The 18,591-nt window shown below is 63.1% G+C and carries 25 protein-coding genes; 13 read left to right on the top strand and 12 right to left on the bottom strand.

Annotation, left to right across the window (positions count from 1 at the left end; all coding sequences use genetic code 11):
- The first annotated feature begins 6 nt into the window (after window positions 1–6).
- Complete coding sequence (locus tag AB0P23_RS05555) at window positions 7–567, top strand: sugar O-acetyltransferase (protein WP_206498485.1); 561 nt, start codon at window positions 7–9, stop codon at window positions 565–567.
- Here the strand turns inward: AB0P23_RS05555 and AB0P23_RS05550 are convergent.
- Both AB0P23_RS05550 and AB0P23_RS05545 read right to left on the bottom strand, forming a co-directional pair.
- Window positions 559–2,142, bottom strand: coding sequence for an ABC transporter permease (locus AB0P23_RS05550; protein WP_206498484.1), 1,584 nt, complete (start codon window positions 2,140–2,142; stop codon window positions 559–561). The two genes, AB0P23_RS05555 and AB0P23_RS05550, sit on opposite strands and share 9 nt — an antisense overlap.
- Window positions 2,139–2,867 (bottom strand): ABC transporter ATP-binding protein, encoded by a 729-nt coding sequence (locus tag AB0P23_RS05545; protein WP_032367991.1) that lies wholly within the window; start codon window positions 2,865–2,867, stop codon window positions 2,139–2,141. The genes AB0P23_RS05550 and AB0P23_RS05545 overlap by 4 nt, the downstream gene beginning before the upstream one ends.
- A gap of 107 nt (window positions 2,868–2,974) precedes the next feature.
- Here AB0P23_RS05545 and AB0P23_RS05540 point away from each other — a divergent pair, with 107 nt between their 5' ends.
- Both AB0P23_RS05540 and AB0P23_RS05535 read left to right on the top strand, forming a co-directional pair.
- Window positions 2,975–3,778, top strand: coding sequence for an SDR family oxidoreductase (locus AB0P23_RS05540; protein WP_032407909.1), 804 nt, complete (start codon window positions 2,975–2,977; stop codon window positions 3,776–3,778).
- A 32-nt stretch (window positions 3,779–3,810) separates the two neighbouring features.
- Window positions 3,811–5,376, top strand: a complete 1,566-nt coding sequence (locus AB0P23_RS05535) for a Na+/H+ antiporter (protein WP_206498483.1) — start codon at window positions 3,811–3,813, stop codon at window positions 5,374–5,376.
- Here the strand turns inward: AB0P23_RS05535 and AB0P23_RS05530 are convergent.
- Together AB0P23_RS05530 and AB0P23_RS05525 are read right to left on the bottom strand one after the other, a co-directional pair.
- On the bottom strand, window positions 5,373–6,155 hold the full coding sequence (locus tag AB0P23_RS05530; RefSeq protein ID WP_206498482.1) for a pirin-like bicupin family protein: 783 nt from the start codon (window positions 6,153–6,155) through the stop codon (window positions 5,373–5,375). The genes AB0P23_RS05535 and AB0P23_RS05530 overlap by 4 nt on opposite strands.
- 34 nt (window positions 6,156–6,189) lie before the next feature.
- Window positions 6,190–6,714: a VOC family protein gene (locus AB0P23_RS05525; RefSeq protein ID WP_027495111.1), complete on the bottom strand. Its 525-nt coding sequence runs from the start codon at window positions 6,712–6,714 to the stop codon at window positions 6,190–6,192.
- 85 nt (window positions 6,715–6,799) lie between these two features.
- Between AB0P23_RS05525 and AB0P23_RS05520 the strand changes: the two genes are divergently transcribed.
- Genes AB0P23_RS05520 through AB0P23_RS05510 form a run of 3 tightly spaced genes read left to right on the top strand, consistent with a single transcriptional unit; the run spans window position 6,800 to window position 8,811 of the window.
- Window positions 6,800–7,252, top strand: coding sequence for a MarR family transcriptional regulator (locus AB0P23_RS05520; protein WP_032382398.1), 453 nt, complete (start codon window positions 6,800–6,802; stop codon window positions 7,250–7,252).
- On the top strand, window positions 7,249–7,971 hold the full coding sequence (locus AB0P23_RS05515; protein ID WP_363796978.1) for a pirin family protein: 723 nt from the start codon (window positions 7,249–7,251) through the stop codon (window positions 7,969–7,971). Before AB0P23_RS05520 ends, AB0P23_RS05515 begins: the two co-directional genes overlap by 4 nt.
- Before the next feature lie 30 nt (window positions 7,972–8,001).
- Window positions 8,002–8,811 carry an alpha/beta hydrolase gene (locus AB0P23_RS05510; RefSeq protein ID WP_032373457.1) on the top strand — a complete coding sequence of 270 codons (810 nt, stop codon included), beginning with the start codon at window positions 8,002–8,004 and terminating at the stop codon, window positions 8,809–8,811.
- 2 nt (window positions 8,812–8,813) lie between these two features.
- Here AB0P23_RS05510 and AB0P23_RS05505 read toward each other — a convergent pair whose 3' ends face one another.
- Window positions 8,814–9,248 carry a MarR family transcriptional regulator gene (locus AB0P23_RS05505; RefSeq protein WP_032373608.1) on the bottom strand — a complete coding sequence of 145 codons (435 nt, stop codon included), beginning with the start codon at window positions 9,246–9,248 and terminating at the stop codon, window positions 8,814–8,816.
- Between the two features lie 62 nt (window positions 9,249–9,310).
- Here AB0P23_RS05505 and AB0P23_RS05500 point away from each other — a divergent pair, with 62 nt between their 5' ends.
- The 4 genes from AB0P23_RS05500 to AB0P23_RS05485 all read left to right on the top strand — a co-directional run bounded on the left by AB0P23_RS05500 (window position 9,311) and on the right by AB0P23_RS05485 (window position 11,246).
- Window positions 9,311–9,682: a VOC family protein gene (locus AB0P23_RS05500; RefSeq protein ID WP_032367695.1), complete on the top strand. Its 372-nt coding sequence runs from the start codon at window positions 9,311–9,313 to the stop codon at window positions 9,680–9,682.
- Between the two features lie 18 nt (window positions 9,683–9,700).
- The gene (locus tag AB0P23_RS05495) at window positions 9,701–10,375 is read left to right on the top strand and encodes a DUF1109 domain-containing protein (RefSeq protein WP_230593519.1); all 675 of its coding nucleotides are present in this window, start codon (window positions 9,701–9,703) and stop codon (window positions 10,373–10,375) included.
- Between the two features lie 62 nt (window positions 10,376–10,437).
- A complete protein-coding gene (locus AB0P23_RS05490) occupies window positions 10,438–11,025 on the top strand; it encodes a helix-turn-helix domain-containing protein (protein ID WP_032373456.1) in 588 nt (195 codons plus the stop codon).
- 8 nt (window positions 11,026–11,033) lie between these two features.
- Window positions 11,034–11,246, top strand: a complete 213-nt coding sequence (locus AB0P23_RS05485) for a hypothetical protein (RefSeq protein WP_032373455.1) — start codon at window positions 11,034–11,036, stop codon at window positions 11,244–11,246.
- Between the two features lie 10 nt (window positions 11,247–11,256).
- Here AB0P23_RS05485 and AB0P23_RS05480 read toward each other — a convergent pair whose 3' ends face one another.
- The 3 genes from AB0P23_RS05480 to AB0P23_RS05470 form a co-directional block, all read right to left on the bottom strand.
- On the bottom strand, window positions 11,257–11,742 hold the full coding sequence (locus AB0P23_RS05480) for a GNAT family N-acetyltransferase (RefSeq protein WP_032400975.1): 486 nt from the start codon (window positions 11,740–11,742) through the stop codon (window positions 11,257–11,259).
- Entirely contained in the window at window positions 11,742–12,683 is a 942-nt protein-coding gene (locus AB0P23_RS05475; protein ID WP_032367693.1) for a DUF808 domain-containing protein, read from the bottom strand. The genes AB0P23_RS05480 and AB0P23_RS05475 overlap by 1 nt, the downstream gene beginning before the upstream one ends.
- Before the next feature lie 117 nt (window positions 12,684–12,800).
- Window positions 12,801–13,100, bottom strand: a complete 300-nt coding sequence (locus tag AB0P23_RS05470; RefSeq protein ID WP_052061623.1) for a helix-turn-helix transcriptional regulator — start codon at window positions 13,098–13,100, stop codon at window positions 12,801–12,803.
- Between the two features lie 94 nt (window positions 13,101–13,194).
- Between AB0P23_RS05470 and AB0P23_RS05465 the strand changes: the two genes are divergently transcribed.
- From AB0P23_RS05465 to AB0P23_RS05455, 3 genes are all read left to right on the top strand, one after another.
- Window positions 13,195–14,277, top strand: coding sequence for a Gfo/Idh/MocA family oxidoreductase (locus AB0P23_RS05465; RefSeq protein WP_196251043.1), 1,083 nt, complete (start codon window positions 13,195–13,197; stop codon window positions 14,275–14,277).
- A 71-nt stretch (window positions 14,278–14,348) separates the two neighbouring features.
- A complete protein-coding gene (locus tag AB0P23_RS05460) occupies window positions 14,349–14,756 on the top strand; it encodes a hypothetical protein (RefSeq protein ID WP_230593518.1) in 408 nt (135 codons plus the stop codon).
- Window positions 14,753–14,950, top strand: coding sequence for a helix-turn-helix transcriptional regulator (locus AB0P23_RS05455; RefSeq protein ID WP_032373454.1), 198 nt, complete (start codon window positions 14,753–14,755; stop codon window positions 14,948–14,950). Before AB0P23_RS05460 ends, AB0P23_RS05455 begins: the two co-directional genes overlap by 4 nt.
- Window positions 14,951–14,957: 7 nt before the next feature.
- Here AB0P23_RS05455 and AB0P23_RS05450 read toward each other — a convergent pair whose 3' ends face one another.
- The 4 genes from AB0P23_RS05450 to AB0P23_RS05435 are packed head-to-tail and all read right to left on the bottom strand — an operon-like array spanning window position 14,958 to window position 18,512.
- Window positions 14,958–15,932 (bottom strand): glycine betaine ABC transporter substrate-binding protein, encoded by a 975-nt coding sequence (locus tag AB0P23_RS05450; RefSeq protein WP_032373453.1) that lies wholly within the window; start codon window positions 15,930–15,932, stop codon window positions 14,958–14,960.
- Window positions 15,929–16,666, bottom strand: coding sequence for an ABC transporter permease (locus tag AB0P23_RS05445; RefSeq protein ID WP_179274294.1), 738 nt, complete (start codon window positions 16,664–16,666; stop codon window positions 15,929–15,931). Before AB0P23_RS05445 ends, AB0P23_RS05450 begins: the two co-directional genes overlap by 4 nt.
- Window positions 16,663–17,871, bottom strand: coding sequence for an ATP-binding cassette domain-containing protein (locus tag AB0P23_RS05440; protein WP_032367689.1), 1,209 nt, complete (start codon window positions 17,869–17,871; stop codon window positions 16,663–16,665). Before AB0P23_RS05440 ends, AB0P23_RS05445 begins: the two co-directional genes overlap by 4 nt.
- Window positions 17,868–18,512, bottom strand: a complete 645-nt coding sequence (locus AB0P23_RS05435; protein ID WP_032367688.1) for an ABC transporter permease — start codon at window positions 18,510–18,512, stop codon at window positions 17,868–17,870. Before AB0P23_RS05435 ends, AB0P23_RS05440 begins: the two co-directional genes overlap by 4 nt.
- Between the last annotated feature and the right edge of the window lie 79 nt (window positions 18,513–18,591).

Here is an 18,591-nt window from a genome sequence, read left to right as displayed (position 1 = left end):
TCCCCCATGGGCGAGAACCGAGATCGGATGCTGCGCGGCGAACTCTACCGAGACGGCGATCCTGACCTGGTGGCCTCTCGGGTGTCGTGTGGAAAGTTGCTCGACAGATTCAACGCGACCGAGGCAGACCAGGACGAAGCAAGACGTGAACTGCTCGGCGAGCTACTCGGTTCCATCGGATCAGACTCGTGGATCATGCCGCGCTTCCAATGCGACTACGGCACATACATTTCCATCGGGTCCAACAGCTTTCTGAACTACGACGCCATTCTGTTGGACTGCGCGCCCATCACCATCGGGAACGACGTCTCGACCGGTCCACGTGCGCAACTACTGACTGCGCTGCATCCCATGGAGGACCACGATGCTCGTCGATCTCGTTGGGAGAGCGCCCTTCCCATCACTATCGGAGACAATGTCTGGCTCGGCGGAGGCGTTATCGTCTGTCCCGGAGTCACGATCGGAGAGAACTCGGTGATCGGAGCCGGAAGTGTCGTCACCCGCGACGTACCGCCGCATACGTTCGCTGCAGGCAACCCGTGTCGGGCGATCCGCGCACTACCGTGAGATCACCGAGTTCAGGATTCTGTCGGAGTCACGAACCAGCGTGCCGACTGCCATCCGCGCGCCCCACCACATCCCCAGCCAGCCGATCGCTGCGGCCACCAGGATGGACAGATACGCCCACGCTCCCGGAAGGAGCAGTGCGAGAAGCAGTGCGGGCACGACCGACACGGCCAGGACCACTATCCCGAGGATGAGGAAGACGAATGCATTTCCGGTGAACGACCCCCGTGTGTTCATCGAGAACGACTTCGTAGCTTCGGGCACCGGGTAGGCACCGCGTACGGAGTTCACGGCGGTCAGACCGGCGCTGACTCCGAGCATCGAGATCGTCACGGCGACAGGGATCTCCCATCGGTCGAGCCCGAGATCTCCAAACACTCGAACCACCACGACCGGCACGATCGCGAAGGGGGTCGCGACCAGCAACCAGGCGATCTGCCGACCACGGATGTCGTCGGGGAGAGCCTGCGGAATCATCACCAGGTGCCACATCGAACCGCCGTCGAGACCGTACGAATTCGATCCCGCACCCATCGCCATGAAGATCGCGATCCAGGCGCCCCAGGCTGCGCTGAACGGAATCGAGTCGGTCACCAGCGGGCCGATGCCGGCCAGCACTGCGAAAATCAGCACCGACAGCAGCTGACTCCGACGACGCATGTCACCGCGCCACAGAGACAGCTCTCGCGTCACTACCGCCCCGACGCGCGTTGCCCGCCACCCTGTTGCACCGTCGCGCCCCTTCTCTGCCGTCTGCTTACGGGTTGATCCCGACGACGTCGAGACACGTCCCTCGAAGTGGCGTAGAACCAGTCGCTGCCAGGCCCACACCAGTGCGACGTCCAGCAGCAGCAATCCCACCACCGCGCCGATCGCCAACAGCCACTTGCCCTCCAGCACAGCATCGACGCCGGTGATGCCCCAGCCGAAGGGAATCGAATGGGCCAGTGTGAGCGGCCACGTCACCTCACCCGACAGCACACGATCGAGATTCTGCGTGATGGGGAACTGCAGGAAGTACAGGCCTCCGAAGACAGCGCCGAACGCCAGCAACGCGAATTCGCGGCTGCGGCGACTCTTGAGTAGTTGCGACATGGCCAGCGTCACCACCCGTGACAACGTCACGAAGAACACCACCGTCGCGGGCCAGGCCACGAGCGCCAGAGGTACTGCGGCAGCCGACCGCGACAGAGCGTAGATCGGAATGGACGCCGTCGCGACGATCGTCAGCGGAACCACCATGCCGATCACCGACGTGGTCAGCAGCGCACGGGCCAGTCGCGCAGGATCGACGGACAGCAATTGGAAGTGGCGGGGCTGGATGTTGTCGTCGGAGATACCCGACAGCACCGGGAAGAGCACCCAACTCAGGCCCGTCAGGGTCAGTCCGAGGCTTGCGGTGCCGCCCACCAATACCTGCGACGCGCCGGTTCGGGCCGCCATCACGCATGCGAGAACCGCGAGGGCCAGCCCCAGCAACCCGAACACGGTCTTGACCACTGCTTGTCCGCCCTTGAACTGCCTGCGGTAGAGCGTGATTCGCATCTGCAGGACGGTGCGACCGACCGACTTCACGAGCGCATCCAGGACAAGCCGTCCGGGTTCTGGTCTCGGGATCCGACGAGGCGCACGAAGGCGTCGTCGAGGGTGCCACCGGCGCGGACGTCGTCGACCGTTCCCGCCGCCACGACTCGACCACCGGTGATGACACCGACGTGGGAGCACAGCCGTTCCACGAGGGCCATGACATGACTGGACAGGATCACCGAGCCACCGGAGCGAACGAACTGAATCAGGATGTTGCGGATCGTCGTGGACGAGATGGGATCGACGGCTTCGAAGGGCTCGTCCAACACCAAGAGGCGAGGCCCGTGCAACAGCGCCGACGCCAGTCCGATCTTCTTGGTCATTCCGGCGGAATAGTCGGCGATGACGGTTCCGCCGGCATCGGCGAGACCCAACGCGTTCAGTAGCTCGTCGCGACGTTGCGCGATGACGTCCTCCGGCATCGCGCGCAGTCGACCGATATAGGTCAGGAGCTCGTGGCCGGTGAACTGGGAAGGCAATGTCAGTCCGTCGGGTAGCACGCCGAGCAGCTCCTTCGCCGCGATCGGATCGGCCCAGACGTCACGCCCGAAAACGAGGCTTCGGCCGTACTGCGGTCTGAGCAGCCCGACCGCCATGGACAGACATGTCGTCTTACCAGCACCGTTGGGGCCGACCAACCCGAACATCGACCCGGGCGGAACCATCAATGACAGGTCGTCGACCGCAATCTTCGGGCCGAAGGCCATGCACATGTGCTCGAGCAGCAAAGCGGGAGGATTCGTTTGCACGGGTAACAGACTAACCGGTATGGGCGTTTTCGTCATGCGCTACGAACCGACTGCACCGGTACCATCTGGGCATGAATCGCACCGCAGTGGTCACCGGAGCTTCGTCGGGCATCGGAAGGGCCGTCGCGTCGGCGCTGGTTGCCCGCGGCTACCGAGTTATCGGCACTTCTCGGAATCCGGATTCGATGACCTCCGATCAACGGGCAGCAGGCGTCGAGTATCGAGCTCTGGACCTGACCGACACCACGTCGATCGGCGCATTCGTTGCCGAGCTGGGCGCCGTCGACGTTCTGGTCAACAACGCGGGCGAGAGCCAGTCCGGGCCCTTCGAGGAACTGCCGACCGACGCCATCGAGCGATTGTTCCAATTGAACGTGTTCGGCGCAGTGACGCTGTCGCAGAACGTCATTCCCGGCATGCGTGAGCGCGGGTACGGCCGCATCGTCATGGTCGGGTCGATGCTGGCGAGCTTTCCGCTCGCCTACCGCTCCTCGTACGCGTCGACGAAAGCAGCCATCAAGGGCTTCTCCGACGCAGCGCGGCTGGAACTCTCTCCGTTCGGCGTGTGGATGACCACCGTGGAGCCGGGATCGATCAACACCGGAATCAGCGAACGCCGCACCAAGTACATCGCAGCGGATTCGGTCCACCGTGACGACTTCCACACAGCGATCTCGTCACTGGACCGTAAGGAGGGAACCGGAATCTCCGCCGAGGACGTCGCCGAAGTAGTACTGAAGGCCATCGAGGCCGACAAGCCGAAACCCCTGTACGCCAGGGGAAGCAACGCACCGGTCGTGTTTCTGGCGCGACGGTTGCTGCCGGCGACATTCATGGAGAAGACGATTGCGAAGATGTTCGGGTTGAAGAGATAGTTTGAACCCCTGACCTGGTGGAATACAGCCGGGTGATAGAAACTCTGGGCCTGGTCCTGGCGGCGACGGGTCTGATCGTCGCCGCCCAGGTGATCTCGAAGAAGACGGCGCTGCCCGCGGCAGCGTTGTTGACCTTGGCCGGCCTGGCCGTCTCGGCGTCGGCGTTGCCCGACATCGTTCTCGACCCCGAAGTCGTGCTTACTCTGGTGATTCCGCCGCTGCTCTACAGCGCCGCGCTTAACTCCTCGCTGATCGCGATCCGCCGCAACGTCTGGACGATCCTGAGTCTGTCGGTCGCCCTCGTGGTGGCGACCGCTGCCCTCGTGGGCGTCGGCATGTGGTTGCTCGTTCCGGGCATCACCCTGGCCGCCGGTATGGCGCTCGGTGCCGCTGTTGCGCCGCCGGACCCGGTCGCCGCCCTTGCGGTGGGTCGTCGCGCCGGTATCCCACCGAAACTCGTCACCCTCATCGAAGGTGAGGGACTGCTGAACGACGCGACGGCGCTGACGATGCTGACCGTCGCGATCGCCGCAATATCCAGTCAGGACATGACCTTCGTCCACGCGGGTGGGTTGTTCGTGTTGGCTGCGGCCGGCGGAATCGTCGTCGGATTGGTCGTCGCCCTGCTGATTCGCCTCGTACAGCGCTACGTTCACGATTCGCTGCTGCTCAACATCGTGTCGCTGGCGACGCCGTTCGTGGCGTACCTGGCGGCAGAGGAAGTTCACGCCTCGGGTGTTCTCGCCGTGGTCGTCGCGGCTCTGGTGATCGGGCACCACACCCGCCACGCCATCTCCGGGGCCAGCCGACTGCAGACCAGCGCTGTGTGGCGACTGATCGATCTGCTGCTGGAGGGATTCGTTTTTCTGCTCATCGGTGAGCAGTTGCCCACCGTGGTCGGCGGTGTCTCGGCCTACTCGGGAACGACCATCGCTCTCGCGGTCACGGTCACTCTGGTCGGCGTGCTCCTGCTGCGCCCGCTGTGGTTGCTCACGACCGGGCTGTCCCCACGCGAGGCGGTGGTGATGAGCTGGGCCGGCACCCGCGGCGTCATCACCGTCGCCGCGGTGTTCACGCTCCCTCTGACGATCGACTCGGGCGAGCCTTTCGAGAGCCGAGACCTGTTGCTGTTCTGCGCATTTCTCGTCGTGCTGGTGACGGTCGTTGGACAGGGCCTCACGTTCGCTCCACTGGTCCGCAAGCTGAACGTCGTCGCGGACCCCGCCGCAGAGGCGCGTCTGCGAAACGAAGCACGTGAGGGATCGGCCAAAGCTGCACTGTCACAGCTCGATCGCATCGCCGACGAAGAGAACCTCGACGACGAGGGCCGGGAGATCCTGCGGAGCGAGCTCGAGCATCGCATCGACCGCTACCACCGTCGACTCGATCATCTCGACGAGACGGACGTCGGCGACGCGGTCATCTCACCGGAACAGATTGCTGCGATGAGTACGCGCCGCCGAATCCTCGATGTGGAGCGAGAAGAGTTGCTCTGCTGGCGCGATGCCGGCCGGCTACCGGACAACAGCATGCGCAGCCTCGAACACGAACTCGACCACGAGGAGCATTCGTTCCGCCCACACCGAGAGACCGATTAACCGGCGATCGCGGCGTGCATCTCCCAGACGATCACTTCGGCGCCACTGGCAGTGCTCAGTTTCTGACCGCCACCTCCGCTGACGCGCACGGCGTCGCCCTGCGCGAGGGGTCCGACTCCCTCGAGCATCGCCTCACCCTCGGCCACGAAGATGTGCACGAACGGTGCATCGGGAATCTCCACCGGAGCCTGCCCGGGCTGTAGGCGCGCCACGTGCATGGCGGCGTACTTGTTCTTGATGCGAATGGCGGCGTGATCGGCATGGTCGGGCATGCCGGATGCGACGGGAACCATTCCACCGCTGAGCAATTCGTTGTCGATCTCGAGCTGTTCGTAGCCCGGGGTGATGCCCTGCTCGTCGGGCACGACCCACATCTGGACGAAGCGAACAGGATCGCCGTGCTTGCCCGAGTACGAGCCGGCAGTATCGCCGAGTCGCCACGAATCGTTCTTCTCGGAGTGCAGAATTCCGGTGCCCGCACTCATGCGCTGTGCGAGGCCGGGGTAGATGACTCCGGAGTGGCCCATCGAATCCTGGTGCACCAGCGATCCCTGCAGAACCCAGGTGATGATCTCCATGTCGCGGTGCGGGTGGGTATCGAATCCCATTCCCGGGGTGACGATGTCGTCGTTGTTGACCATGAGCACGCCGTGGTGGGTGTTACCGCGATCGAAGTGGTTGCCGAACGAGAAGGAATGCTTGGAGTCCAGCCAGCCGATCTTGGTCTTGAATCGGTCGTCGGCGCGGCGGAGGTCGAGTGTGGTTGCTGCAGAGGTCATGTCATTGCCTCGAATCTCGAAAGTAGGTGTGTTCTCAGAGAACGTGCGAGCCGTACATTTCACCGAGCGGATCGGCGATCAGTTCGAGCCGTGCACCGTCGGGGTCGCGGAAGTAGAGCGAGACCTCGCTGTGCTCGATCAATTCGATTCCCGCGTCGATCAGCTTGGTGCGCAGGTGCTCCCAGCGGGTGGGCTCGACACTGATGGCCACGTGATGCAGACCGCCCAGCACCTCCGCGTACGGGCCGACGTCGAGTCCGGGGAAGTCGAAGAAGGCCAGCAGGTTGCTGTTGCCGATGTCGAAGAAGAAGTGCGACGAACCCGGGTAGTCACGGTTCTCGATGAGCTCGGTCAGAGGGAACTCGAGCAGGTCTTGATAGAACCGCACGGTCGCCTCGACATCGCTGCTGACCAATGCCGTGTGATGAAGTCCGCGGGCAGACGATGCCGGACGCTCGCCTGCAGGCTTCATGTACTGCTGACGAATGCGATCCCGCTGTTCGGCGTGCTCCTGCGCGCGGCGTGTCTCGTCTGCAGTCAGTTCGTTGGTCTCGGTCATCGCTTCGGCCTCCGGTCAGGTAGTTGCTTCGTCAACTACCGAGAACAGTACACCGGTTAGTTGCGTTGTCAACTAGCATGGGGGCATGGACTCACCACGGTGGCTCGATGCCGACGAACAGCAGGCCTGGCGCGCATACCTCGATGCGACGCGGCTGCTGCTTCGCGACCTCGACAATCAACTCACACGCGACTCCGGGATCTCCTTCACCGACTTCGAGCTGCTGGTCGTACTGTCCGAGGCACCCGACCGTCGCCGACGAATGAGCGAACTGGCCGACGCCGTCACCACGACTCGTAGCGGCGTCACCAGAGCCATCAGCCGACTCGTCGACAACGGCTGGGTCACACGCGTCAAATGCGACGACGACAAGCGAGGAATGTCCGCCGAACTCACCGAAGCAGGCATGAACACCCTCGCCGCCGCCAGCCCGGGACACGTCGAAGCAGTACGAGGGAAAATGTTCGACCTGGTTGACCCGAACGATCTCGCGGCTCTGACCCGAACTTTCACGGCGATGCGGAATCACGCATCGTGACGGTGACTCACATACCCGGTACGCAACGCCATCACTGGTGGAACGAGTGGCTCGACTCGAAGCAGTCGTTTCCCGCCACCGGCAATTACGACCTGGCGGCCAATGCGCACGGGCTACTGATGGTGCACAACGAGGACACGGTGTTTCCCGGCGAAGGGTTCGACTCCCATCAGCACGAGAACATGGAGATCGTCACGTGGGTGTTGGAAGGGACGCTGAAACATACTGACTCCGACGGTAATTCGGGGCTGATCTACCCCGGCCTCGTTCAACGCATGAGTGCCGGAACCGGAATTCGGCACACCGAGACCAATGCATCGAGCCGGTCCAGCCGAGAAAAGCTGCGCGTGGTGCAGATGTGGATCCCACCCGACACCGATGGAACCGATCCCTCCTACGAAGAGCTGGACGTACAGGACCAGCTGGCGAACGGCGAGCTGGTTCCGGTGGCGTCCGGCATGCCGGGCCGCGGCGGCGTTCGGATCGGCAACCGCTACGCGACGCTGCATGCCGCCCGACTCGCACCGGGGGAGTCCGTCACCGTCCCTGACGCGCCGTACGGTCACGTCTTCGTCGCCGACGGTTCCGCAGTGTTCGAGACCGTCGGAGACGTTGCCCAAGGCGACGCGGTCCGACTCACCGCCACCGGAGGTCACCGTGTGACAGCATCGACGGCGAGCGAGATTTTGATTTGGGAAATGCACGCCGGCTTCGCCTGACCGAGTTCTTCTGACACAGGGAGATTCACCATGCCAACCGTTGTCACCGACGATGCCGTCTCCCTGAACTATCTCGACGAGGGCACCGGCCCGGCCGTGGTTCTCGTCGCCGGCTTCTGCGCACCGGCGACCACCTGGATGTTGCAGCAGAAAGCGTTGGTGCGAGCCGGATACCGTGTTCTGGCCCTCGATCGACGGGGTCACGGCACCTCCGATGCACCGACACACGGAGCGTCGATGGAGCGGCACGGACGCGATATCGCGAATTTCCTCTCGGAGGTGGGCGTCGACGAAGCCGTCTTGATCGGAGGTTCCATGGGGGCCAACACCATTTGGTCGTACGTCTCGCAGTTCGGCACCGACCGCGTTCGAGCCATCGTGTCGGTGGATCAGACACCGAAGATGGCGAACAGCGACGATTGGTCGAACGGCTTCTACGGTCTGACCGACAGCAATCGAACGTCGTTCTTCGACAGCGGAATACCCGACACGGGCCACGGCCGACCGCAGTGGAAGTCGGTGCCTGCACTACTGAAACTCGCGTTTGCATTGCGCGCGATGCCGAAGATGGCATCACCCGACACGGCCCCGATGAAGGCGCTACTGGCCGATCATGCGGCGCAGGACTGGCGCGCAACCATGTCCGGTACCGATAGGCCGTACCTCATGATCGCCGGACGCGACAGCCAGTTCTGGCCTGCTGCACATGCTTCCGAGTCCGCGAAGCTCAATTCGGGTGGTCGATCTGTGGTCTTGGAGAACTGCGGTCACGCTGCCAACATGGACCGGCCGAAGGAGTTCAATGCAGCGATGCTGGAATTCCTCGACTCGATCGACTGAGGTTACGACTGCTCGCGCCCGTCCAGAGCCTCAGCACACGTAACAAGGCTGCGGTGCAACACTTCTCGCTCACTCTTGGACAGCGACGCAATCATGGCGTGTTCCACCGCAGCGACAGCGGCCGACGCTTGCCGCAGGCGCTCCCTGCCCAGGGTCGTCACGTACAGACGCTGGTCTCGACCTACCCCCTCGATCTCCACCAGGCCGCCGCGTGTGAGCCCGGCCAGCAGTTGATGGGTTGCCTGCCTGCTGACGAATACCGCGCGCGCGAGTTCGGCGTTGGACAGTCCCGGTTTGTGCGCGAGGAGTTCGAGGCTCGAGTACTGCGAGACGGTGATATCGAGATCGCGTAGGCACTCGTCCATCGCCGAACGCAGGGCGGACGTGGCCCGCTTGAGGGCGTAACCGATCGAGGTGTCGACATCCACTTGACTCATGTCAACATCTTGACATACGTTCATCTCGTCAAGAACTTGACGAACTACCGAAAGGACACGACATGACCGTTGCAACCGTTTCCGGACCGAGCTTCCTCTCCCTCCAGGTACGTGACCTCGCCGTCAGTGCAGACTTCTACGAATCGCAGCTGGGCCTCGTCCGCGCACCCCAGGCACCACCCGGCGCAGTGGTGTTCACCACCTCACCGATACCGTTCGCCGTCCGAAACCCCGCTCCCGAAACGGATCTCGACAGTGGTCAGCCGGGACTCGGAGTTGCCCTCTGGCTGGTGTGCGACGACGCCGAAGCGCTCCACGAAAATCTCGTCGCCGCCGGCGTGACGATCGTGACCGCCCCCTTCGACGGCCCCTTCGGAAAGACCTTCGTCCTACGTGACCCCGACGGATACGCCGTCACCGTGCACAGCAGTTAGTCCCGAAGTCATCGACAAATGTGGGACCCTGAGCGCGGATGCCACCTCCGACGCGTAGGGAACACGACCATCATCGAGCGCCTGAAGAACCGCCTCATCGAGTCGGCGAACGCACCTCGAAAAGCCTCGAAACCGCCCGGGCCGATCCTGCTGGTGTTCACCACGATCGCCGCCGTCACGTGGGTATGCGTGTCCAGGAACTGGTGGCCCTCGCCCTACGGACAGTTCGCCTGGTTCGATCCGCTCCTCGCCGGCGCGTCGTCGATCCTGGTGCTGCTGATCGTCGGGCTCATCTGGGCAATTCGCACCCTCCACGTCGTCGGCCAGGATCGAAGATGGTCGTGGTGGATAGCGTCGGCTCCGGTGGTGGTGGGCTTGGCAGCGGCTGTTCTGGTACTGCTGCCACCGGACAATATGCTGGACCATCGCGACGAATTCGAGGCCGTTGCGCGAGAATTGAGTGCACAGCCCTCGAGTAGCCGCGAACACATCGAGATCGGCCCGTTCGACATCAGCTCGGCACGCGCCACATCTGGCGGCGAGGTCTACTTCACCGAAGACGGCGGCTTCTCCCTCATGAGCGCCTCGGGCTGGGCGTATGCACCAGGTGGACCGCCCGCGGGATTCGACGACTTCACCGCCACGCACCTGGACGGTCCCTGGTACGAATTCTCGGCCATCTGGCGGGACTGATACCCCAACCGCAGACCCGAAAGAACTATTGCGAAATATTTCTTTCGGGTTATGGTTGTTGCATGAGCCCACCACCTCCGTCCCGGACGCCGCGCAAGCTGACAGACATGTCCGAGCTGAAAGCGCTGACGCATCCCATCCGGTTACGTCTGCTCTATGCACTCCGCGCCAACAAGTCGATGACGGCAACCCAGCTCGGCGATCTGGTGGACGAGTCACCCGCCTCGGTGAGTTATCACCTGCGCAAACTCGCCGAGCACGGGTTCGTGAAGGAGGTAGAGAACGGCTCGGACAAGCGCCAACGTTGGTGGTCGGAGGCCAATGAGGAGGGCTTCAGCTGGTCCGAGAACGACTTCTCCGACTCGCCCGAGTCACTGTCGGTCGCCAAGGCGTCCAAGGACTCCTGGTTGGCGCACCAGTGGTCTCGGTTGCGTGATTTCGACCGGACTTCCGAGTCGTGGGGCCAAGAGTGGGTATCGGCGGCCTTCAGCTCCGACGACGTCCTGCGGCTCACCGCCGAGGAGACGAAGAAGATGGGCACGGAGATGCGTGCCGTCATCGACAAATGGCGTCGACACGGCGAGAACGCGACCTCGGGGGAGCGTGAACACGTGATGGTGCTGATGCATGGATTCCCCACTACACCTTAGGAGTTGGCATGTATCCGTTCGATCCGCACACGTACCTCCTCTTGGCCGAGCAAGATCGCGATCGGCATGTGCTTCTGGCCGAGCGGCGCAGACTCGCTGCTGCGCAGAAGCGCCTCCGCCGAGATGAACTCCGCGTTCAGAAGGCGTGGGACGAGTTGACCGCATCGCTCGCCGATGTCTCCCTGTCCGAGCGACGGGTCCTCGAGCTGGCTCGTCGGTGACGAAAGCTGTTCAAAGCAGTCGCTTTTCCAGCCATACCTCGGCATACGGCTCGGCGTTGAATGCCGGCACCTCCCGATAGCCGAGCTTGGAGTACAGGCCCCGGGCCTCGACGAGGTCCGCTCGCGTATCCAATCGCATTGTCTTGCGGCGCGATCGGCGGACCGATTCCTCGACGAACTCGACGACCGACGCCCCGACGCCGTTTCCACGGGCACGCGCGTCGACGAAAACCCGGGTCAGTTCTGCGATGTCGTCGGAGACGAAGCGAGCACCACCGCAACCGACCAGCGTCGCGCCCAGGTATGCGACCACGAACAGGCCCGAATCACCCACGAGATCGTCACTCGGCTCGTCGACCATGACTCGTCGTACTTCCTCGTCCGACGCCTCGCGGCCGTAGAAGCGTCCGACGATATCGACGTTGTAGCGAAACAGGATGTCGAGCGCCGGCTCCGAGGAGGGATGAACGACGGCGAACGTCGCCGATACAGGCACTACTTCGCGGCGGCCCGTTTGGCGAGCACCTTCGAGATCCCGAGCTGCGCAACGACGATGATGCAGCCGACGATCGCACCGATGACTGCCGACGCGAGAGTGTTGACAATCCACGCCAGCACTCCGCCGACACCCGCGACCCCACGCACCGCATCCTCACCGTGGTGCACCAGCTCGTAGATAGGGTGAAAACCGAGCTCGTCGATGCCCACGAGAAGGATGTGCCCACCGACCCACAGCATGGCTGCGGTGCCGACGACCGATAGCACTGCCATCACCTTCGGCATGCCCTTGACCAGTCCGCGGCCGAACTTCTCGACGAACCCGGATGAGCCCTCGGCCAGCTTCAGACCGATGTCGTCCATTTTGACGATGAGTGCGACGACGCCGTAGACGACGATGGTGATGACCACCGCGACGACCGCCAAGATGATGAGGCGACTCCAGAAGCCCTCGCTCGCAATGGTGTCGAGAGCGATGACCATGATCTCGGCGGAGAGAATCAGGTCGGTCCGAACGGCACCGGACACCACGCTGTCCTCGTCCCGCGGCTCGTCCTCTGCCTCGGCGTGATGATCGCCGTGACCGAACAGTGCTCCCCAGATCTTGTGCGCTGCCTCGTAGCTGAGGTAGCAGCCACCGAGCATCAGAATGGGCGTCAGCAGCCATGGGAGGAACTGGCTGAGCAGCAGGGCGATCGGCAGAATGATCAGCAGCTTGTTGCGAAGCGAGCCGACGGCGATGCGCTTGATGATGGGCAATTCACGTTCGGCCGCGAGACCGCGAACGTACTGCGGGGTCACCGCTGCGTCGTCGATCACGACACCGGCGGCCTTGGCCGTCGCTTTGCCGGTAGCCGCACCGACATCGTCGATGGATGCCGCGGCCAAACGAGCCAGCGCTGCCACGTCGTCGAGCAGAGCTACGAGTCCGCCTGCCATCACAGACCTCCGAGTGAAGACGATTGCACTGTGAGACTCCTAGGCTACGAACCGACGTCGGATCAGGTGAACCCTACCGCCCCGGCCGTCAGCGTGAAGCTCGGAGTAAAGCGTCGGTCAACGGCCGGCATGTTCGCGGCGGAACGCTTCGAGCACCAGTTTCAGTACCCCAGGTGCCGCGGCCTCGATGTGAGCCGATCGGAGTTTGTTGAACTTGCGTCCCGACTGCTCGTACTGCTCGATGATTCCCGAGTTTCTGAGTATCGAGAAATGGTATGACGCCGAAGACTTTGCCAGGTCTTCGTATAGCTGCCCACACGCCATATCGACTTTCGAGTCTGCCAATCGACGCACCATGTCGAGCCGAGTCTCGTCGGACAGCGCATGAAGTATCGCCGACACGGACATGTCGCTCATCCAGACCTCCGGGTTCGAACTTTCCGAACTCGATGATACCGTCACGCGTACTGGTTCGAATAATTCGAACCTGCCGATCCGAAGGGGACTGCCGATGCGCATAGGACTGGTCGGAGCAAATATCGAACACGGGTGGGCGTTCCGTGCGCACGTTCCCGCAATAGAATTTCTGCGCACTGTTCTCGGCACGGATATTTCGATCAGTGCGGTGAGTACGTCACGCACCGAATCTGCGCATGCAGCCGCGGCCGCCACCGGAGCCGAACCATTTACCTCGGCCAGCGCATTGGCCAGGTTCGAGGCTGTCGACCTTGTCGTAGTGACAGTCAAAGTGCAGGCACACTCCGAGTTGGTCAGCGCAGCGCAGGCTGCCGGAAAACACGTGCTCTGCGAATGGCCACTCGGCCTCGACGCGGCCGAGGCCCATTCGATGAGTGTTCGAGCGACTTCACAGCACCGTGGCTTCGTCGGCCTTCAATCACGGTTCGACCCCTCTGCGATCGCGCTTCGCGAGATGATCGCGGCCGGAGAACTGGGTGACATTCAGGCCGTGAACGCGCGATCGTCACGAGCCAAAGGAGCCGAGACCATATCTGCGCAGTCCGCGTACACGCTCGATCGCACCAGCGCCGCCGGCACGAGGGAGGTACACACTGGCCACGTACTCGACCTCCTCGATCAGGTACTCGGCGGGATCGCCGTTACCGGTGGAACGTCGAGAATTCACAGGCGCGACTATCGCGTGGCGGGACAAGCCCTGCCTGTGGCTGCGACTGCGCCGGATACCGTCCGGGTCCAATTCGACGCGGGTGGAGCGCTCGGTTCCGCACTGATTTGGGACGGGGACGACAACGCGCAGACAGTCATCGACATACAGGGATCACGCGGTCGGGCTTCCCTGTTCACCCTTCCAGTACCGACGCCGATCATGCGTCAGGTCCAGATGGCACCGCTCGCGGCGACATTCCACCCGAACGGACAACCCGAACCCCTCACGTTGCCGTCCTCCATGCCCACAATCCATCTTCCCGGCAATCCAGCAGCAACCAATATCGCATCGCAATATCTGGCGATCATCGACGACTTGGCAGACGGGGGAAGTCGGACTGCAACATTTGCCGACGCACATCGCATTCATGGGTACATCGAGCACATCAGCGAGGAGCCCGGGATCTGACTTCTGACGACCCAGCTTGATGTATGGTCTCCTATACGTACAGTGAACTATACGTAGAACGGGAGTTGCTCATGACACTCAGATGGTTGTCGGTCGGCGCCGTCGGTCTCGCTACCGCCTCGGCGACGGCATTGCTGGCCTGGCTGGTCTCACCCGTCGCCCCAGGGGTCGCGGCGGTGGTGTTCGGGTTCACCGCACTCCCGTTCGGTGCAATGCTGGGCTGGATACTGTTCGTCGCACCGGTCACCGCCGACCAGACCTACACCTCGGGCGACAGCGTCGAAAGCCATTGGACGACATCCGCGTCCAGCGGTACGGCCACCGATCTGGTGACCGTGCTGGGTCTGACTCTTGCGGTGGTGTCCATCGCCCGCGTCGATCCCCCGGCCACGCTGCTGCTGACGGGCTTGCTGCTGGCGGCATTCGCATCGTTCACCGCGCGGTACGCGTTCGCGCGCTACCGGGCCCTGTCCGAGTGAAGAACGATGTTCGACGGCGCCGCACCGAGAAGCGGTGGTCTCAGAGCGAATTGGCCGAGCGAATCGACGTCACCCGACTGACGATCATCTCCATCGAGAAGGAGCGGTTCGACCCGAGCCTGCCTGTCGCCTTCCGCCTTGCCGCAGCATTCGACTGCACGATCGAGGAGTTGTTCGAGCCGGATACGAATTGACCGGACCTCACGTCACCAGGTCTTCGCTCTTCAACCACTCGTAGGCGACATCGGATGGGTCTTCGCCCTCGATGTCGACCCGCCCGTTCAACTCCTGCATCAGGTCGTCGGTCAATCGCTCGGATACGACGGCCAAAAGATCGGCGATCTCGGGATGCTGTTCGAGCACCGCGTCGCGCACCACCGCGGTCCCGCTGTAAGGCAGGAAGAAGGCCCTGTCATCCTGCAACACAGTCAGATTCAAGTTCTTGATTCTGCCGTCGGTGGTGTAGACCATGCCGAAGTTGCACGGTGAGCTGTCGGCGGTCGAGGTGTAGACGACACCCGCATCCATCCGCGTGACGTTGCCCGACGGTACGCCGTCGGGTGCGTTCAGTCCGATGCCGTAGGTGTCGAGCATCGGGCCGAAACCGTCCGAGCGAGAGAAGAACTCGTCGTCGACGCAGAACGTCCTGTCGGCCACGGGGAGCTTCGCTACATCCGACAAAGATGCGACACCCAGACGCTGTGCCGTCTCGGCCGAGGCGGCGAACGCATACGTGTCGTTGAAATTCGCGGGCGGTAGCCAATCGAGGTTGTGCTCACTCTTCTCGATGTCGCGGACGCGCTCCCACAGCTCCTGCGGATCACTGATCGTCTCGGTCTGGCTGTGGTAGTTGACCCACCCGGTACCGGTGTATTCCCAGAGGATGTCTGCGTCACCGTTGAGCTGTGCCTGTCTCGACGACGCCGACCCCGGTGCTCCGGTCAGGTCGGTGACTTTCGCGCCGGCAGCGGCAAGGTATGTGGCCGTGATCTTTCCGAGCAATACGCCCTCGGTGAAGCTCTTGCTCGTCACCACCAGCGATGCGCCGTCCAACGGGGTCGCACCGTCCGGAAGTGACGTGCTCTCGAACGTTCCCGACGAGCTGACCAACCCGCAACCGGCGAGTGCTGCCGTCAGCGCGAGAGCGGTTGCTGCCGTGGACAGTCGGCGAATCATGCCACTCCTCGTGGGGTCGCGATCAGTTCGACCACACGGCCGAGCCAGTCGATGATCAGTGCGAGCAGCGCGACGAGAACGGCACCGGAGATGAGTAACTTCGGTAGGAACAGCGTGGTACCCGTGGTGATGAGCGTGCCGAGGCTGGACGCCCCGATGAAGGTGCTCAGTGTCGCGGTGCCGACGAGAATGACCAACGCGGTACGTACGCCGTTCAGGATCACAGGCACCGCGAGCGGCAACTCCACCTGCACCAGCGTGCGGAGGCCGGAGAACCCGATTCCCCGGGCCGCTTCGATGGTCCGCTGATCGACCTGTTGGATTCCGACGATCGTATTCTGCAGAATCGGCAGTATCGCGTAGACCACCAATCCGATGACGGCGGTGCGGAACCCGGTTCCGAGCCACATCGTCAGCAACACGATCAGACCCACCGCCGGAGCGGCCTGGCCGATGTTGGCGAAGTTGACGGCCACCGGTCGGAAATTCTTCGCCCTGTCGCGAGTGAGCAGGATGCCCAACGGAATTGCGATGGCGACGACGATCACGGTCGCGGTCAACGTCAACACGATGTGGTCGACGATCGTCGTCTTCAAATTGTCCCAGCCCAGTGATGCCTGCTCGGTAGTCGTCAGCGTCGTGGAGCGGTACCACAGGATGTAACCGACCCCGAGCACGACGATGAGGAGCGGCTCGAACCACACGTCCAACGGTGCGCGTCGAAGTCGATTCATGTTGCTGCGCCCTCGGTATGGGCCGAATACGAGACGTGACCGTCACCGGAGCGAGCATCCGAGAGTTGGCCCCGAATGACGGCCATCACGGTTGCGATCGTCAGTGCGCCGGTGACGGCACCGCGGCCGTCGGTGACGAGTACGCCGCCCTGACTGGCGGCCAGCATCGTGTCCAGTGCGTCGTTGAGCGTGGACGACGGTGCGACGGTGGGCAATCGCTCGTCGACATAGTCGGTGATGCGCTCCTTGGTGGCGACTTCGTCCAGCGACGGCCAGGCGCGGGGCCGGCCGTGTTCGTCGATGACGACGATCCAGGTGGCACCCTGAGCCCGAGCACGAGCGATGACCTCCTGCGACGCATCGCCCACCTCGGCGGTGACGACCGAGTCGTGGTCGACGTCTTTGACGCGGGACAACGTCAAATGTGCCAGCGTGGCCCCGGATCCGATGAACTCCTCGACGAACGGGCTCGCGGGTTTGGCCAAGATTTCTTCCGGCGTCGCATACTGCTCGATGTGGCCGCCCTCGGACAGAATCAGTACCTTGTCACCGAGCTTCGTCGCTTCCTCGAAATCGTGGGTGACGATCACGATCGTCTTCGCCAGTTCGTGCTGGATGGCGATGAGGCTGTCCTGCAGTCGAACCCTGGTGATCGGGTCGACGGCACCGAACGGCTCGTCCATCAGCAACACCGGTGGATCGGCGGCGAGTGCTCGCGCCACACCCACTCGCTGTTGCTGTCCGCCCGACATGTCCTTGGGTAGACGATCGCGGAAGTCGGCGACGTCGAGTCCCACCAGATCCAGCAGGTAATCAGTTCGCTCGTCGATCTTCTTCGCGTCCCACCCCAGTACCCGTGGAATGGCTCCGATGTTCTTGGCGACCGACCAATGTGGGAAGAGTCCGCCGGACTGAATGACGTACCCGATCGACTGCCGCAGCTTGTCCGCATCCTCACCGGTGACGTCACGGTCGCCGATGAAGATTCGGCCCTCCGTCGGCTCGATGAGGCGGTTGATCATCTTCAGCGTGGTCGTCTTACCGCAACCCGACGGACCGACGAACGCAACGATGTGGCCGGCCTCGATATCGAGGTCGATCTTCTGCACCGCCGCCTTGTTCTGGCCCTTGTACTGCTTGACCACACCGTCGAGGCGAATCGAGGCGCCGGTGACCGTTCGCTCGCCGGTTGTGTTGTCCGTCATGACAATCCCTTCGAGATGGTGAGGCGCCCGAGAAGGACGAGCAGGCCGTCGAACACCAGGGCGATGACGACGATGAGCACTGTGCCGGTCACTGCCATCTCGACGGAATTGGTCCCGCCCAGTCTCGACAGGCCATTGAAGATGAGCGACCCGAGGCCCGGCCCGAGTACGTACGCGACGATGGCCGCGACGCCGACAACCATCTGAGTCGAGACGCGGATTCCGGTGAGAATGACCGGCCATGCCATGGGCAGCGAGACGGAGACGAGGATGCGGCTGCGCGAGAACCCGATTCCTTTCGCCGACTCGATCACGGTGTCGGGAACTCCACGCAGTCCGACGATGGCGTTGCCGATCACGGGCATGGCGGCGAAGAACGCGAGCATGATGAACGAGGGCACCACACCCAAGCCGAACGGGACGATGAGCAGCGCGAGCAACGCCAGAGACGGAATCGTCAGCGCTACTCGACTGGTCGTCAGCGTCAGTGCCGAGAAGAGAGGCAGACGATGGACTGCGATCGCGATGAGCACGGCCACGACCGTGCCCACCAGAACCGTCTGAAACGCCAGCGACGCATGTTGATAGGTCAGAAACGCGAGGGATTCACCCCGCCCCTGCAAATAGCCCCATAGATCCACGAATTCCCTCTCGCCCGGCAGATCGGACGACGAGCGTAACCCGCATTTCCCCGGGGCGTCGGGGAAATGCGGGTTCGCC

Origin of the sequence: Rhodococcus sp. NPDC077669 (genome assembly GCF_040686915.1) — a bacterium.
In the GTDB taxonomy this organism is placed as follows: domain Bacteria; phylum Actinomycetota; class Actinomycetes; order Mycobacteriales; family Mycobacteriaceae; genus Rhodococcoides; species Rhodococcoides fascians.
Note: the sequence above shows the minus strand (reverse complement) of the source record. Positions and strands in the feature narration are given on the sequence as shown.